We start from the raw sequence: 1,599 nt of genomic DNA on the forward strand, positions 1-1,599 counted from the left end.
GTTGGCGGCTATTTATAACTGTGAGTTAGGGATAGGTATAGCAGCTTCTTAAAAGTTGCCTAAAGATTAATCAAGTCAAGGAGAATTTATTCTCAATTATAAAAATTGAGATAGTTTGTGCCGCTTAAATAAAGAGGTTTTGATAACCAAATTAAAGCATATCTAAAGAGTTTTGAGTTAAAAGTTAAACTTCAAGTTTTTATTCAGCACTAATGATAGATTAACTAATTTTTTGGGGAAAATTAGTTAATCTATCATTATAACATATAATTAATTTGCAAGAGTTCTAATTTCCCAACGATGCCTAATTCTAATGATCGCGTTTTCCCCGTCAATTCCTTCGCTTCGATCTAATTGTTCAGCAGCAATATCAATTTTTGAGTTAAAAGTTTCAGATTTGGAGAGTAGGCTTCTAAGCTGACATCAGATAATCTTTGAGTTCGGGATATTTGGGAAATAAGCTATCAATACTGGCGAGTTTTGCTTGATATTCCAAGGCTGTACCAATAATAATGCGGTCAAAGGGATCTTTGTGAACGGGAGAGAGATTAACGGCTCTTAGGGTAATTTCTGGAGTTAAGGGCAATAATTCAATGCCTGAAGGGTTTAGGGCATCAATAAGCCATTGTTGGATGGGAATATCCAGTGCTAAACGACCTTTATGATGGGCTAAGGCTATTTCATAACAAGAAATAGGGGATACTCCTACGCTATCTGCTTGTCGAATCTGGGCTGTCCATTCTAAGGGAAATTGCTCAAAGTTTTCATTGATATACCAAAACCAAATATGGGTATCAAGGATGATCATTTTAGGCATTCCCAATCTTCTTGATCCACAATAGGACTAACAATATCCCCTAAGGTTTTGCCTTTACCGATTAAATGAGCAGGGGTCGTTCGTTTTACCTGGGTTGTGGGAGATGGTTCTTCTTCAATGATAATGATGGCGCGAATATTCTGTGCTTTGGGCTTTTCCCCTAGCCATTGGATGCGATCGCCTTCGATGGTCACGTCATAATGTTTGAGCATGGTTAAGGTTCTCTAACAATTTTCTTAACTAAGTCTATGATATTGCAGTGATAGTCTAGTTTAGTCTGAATTTAAGAGGTTCGGCAGAAAAGAGTCTATATTGTTCTTGAAAGTCAGGGTTAGGCGATCGCGGTTATGCTTCTTTAATTTCCCAACGATGCCTAATTCTCATGATCACGGTTTCTCCGTCAATTCCTTCGCCTCGATCTAATTGTTCGGCAGCAATATCAATAGACCTCTTACAAATTCAAGAAAGTCCCCTTTTTTAAGGCTTCGGCCGTGAGATCAGCCGAACGGGGGATTGAGGGGGATCAAACTCGATTGCCCATTGTTGATAGCGATCGCATTTACTCAGTAATTGCAAGGCTTCGGCAATGATTTCATCTGGATTGGCATAACGCCCTGTATCTAGTTTGGCTTCGATCAGCTTTTGGTGTTCGGGTTTTAGGGTTAATTTTATGGTTGTTAAGGCTTGACTTTTTTTCATTATAGGTTTGTCGCTGTGGGATCGTCCCAAGTTTGTTCAGGCAAGATGCGCTACTCATTTTTACTGTGGGGTAAGCTTTCTAG

At 39.0% G+C, this 1,599-nt stretch carries 3 protein-coding genes; all 3 read right to left on the minus strand.

Annotated elements, in window-relative coordinates; all coding sequences use genetic code 11:
• Positions 1-412 precede the first annotated feature (412 nt).
• The 3 genes from IQ242_RS24370 to IQ242_RS26520 all read right to left on the minus strand — a co-directional run bounded on the left by IQ242_RS24370 (position 413) and on the right by IQ242_RS26520 (position 1,516).
• The gene (locus tag IQ242_RS24370) at positions 413-808 is read right to left on the minus strand and encodes a type II toxin-antitoxin system VapC family toxin (protein ID WP_002755078.1); all 396 of its coding nucleotides are present in this window, start codon (positions 806-808) and stop codon (positions 413-415) included.
• Positions 805-1,029, minus strand: coding sequence for a hypothetical protein (locus IQ242_RS24375; protein ID WP_002755077.1), 225 nt, complete (start codon positions 1,027-1,029; stop codon positions 805-807). The genes IQ242_RS24370 and IQ242_RS24375 overlap by 4 nt, the downstream gene beginning before the upstream one ends.
• A gap of 265 nt (positions 1,030-1,294) precedes the next feature.
• Positions 1,295-1,516, minus strand: a complete 222-nt coding sequence (locus IQ242_RS26520; protein WP_228021195.1) for a hypothetical protein — start codon at positions 1,514-1,516, stop codon at positions 1,295-1,297.
• Positions 1,517-1,599: the final 83 nt, after the last annotated feature.

Source organism: Microcystis sp. LEGE 08355 (assembly GCF_015207185.1).
Classification (GTDB): Bacteria; Cyanobacteriota; Cyanobacteriia; order Cyanobacteriales; family Microcystaceae; genus Microcystis; species Microcystis panniformis.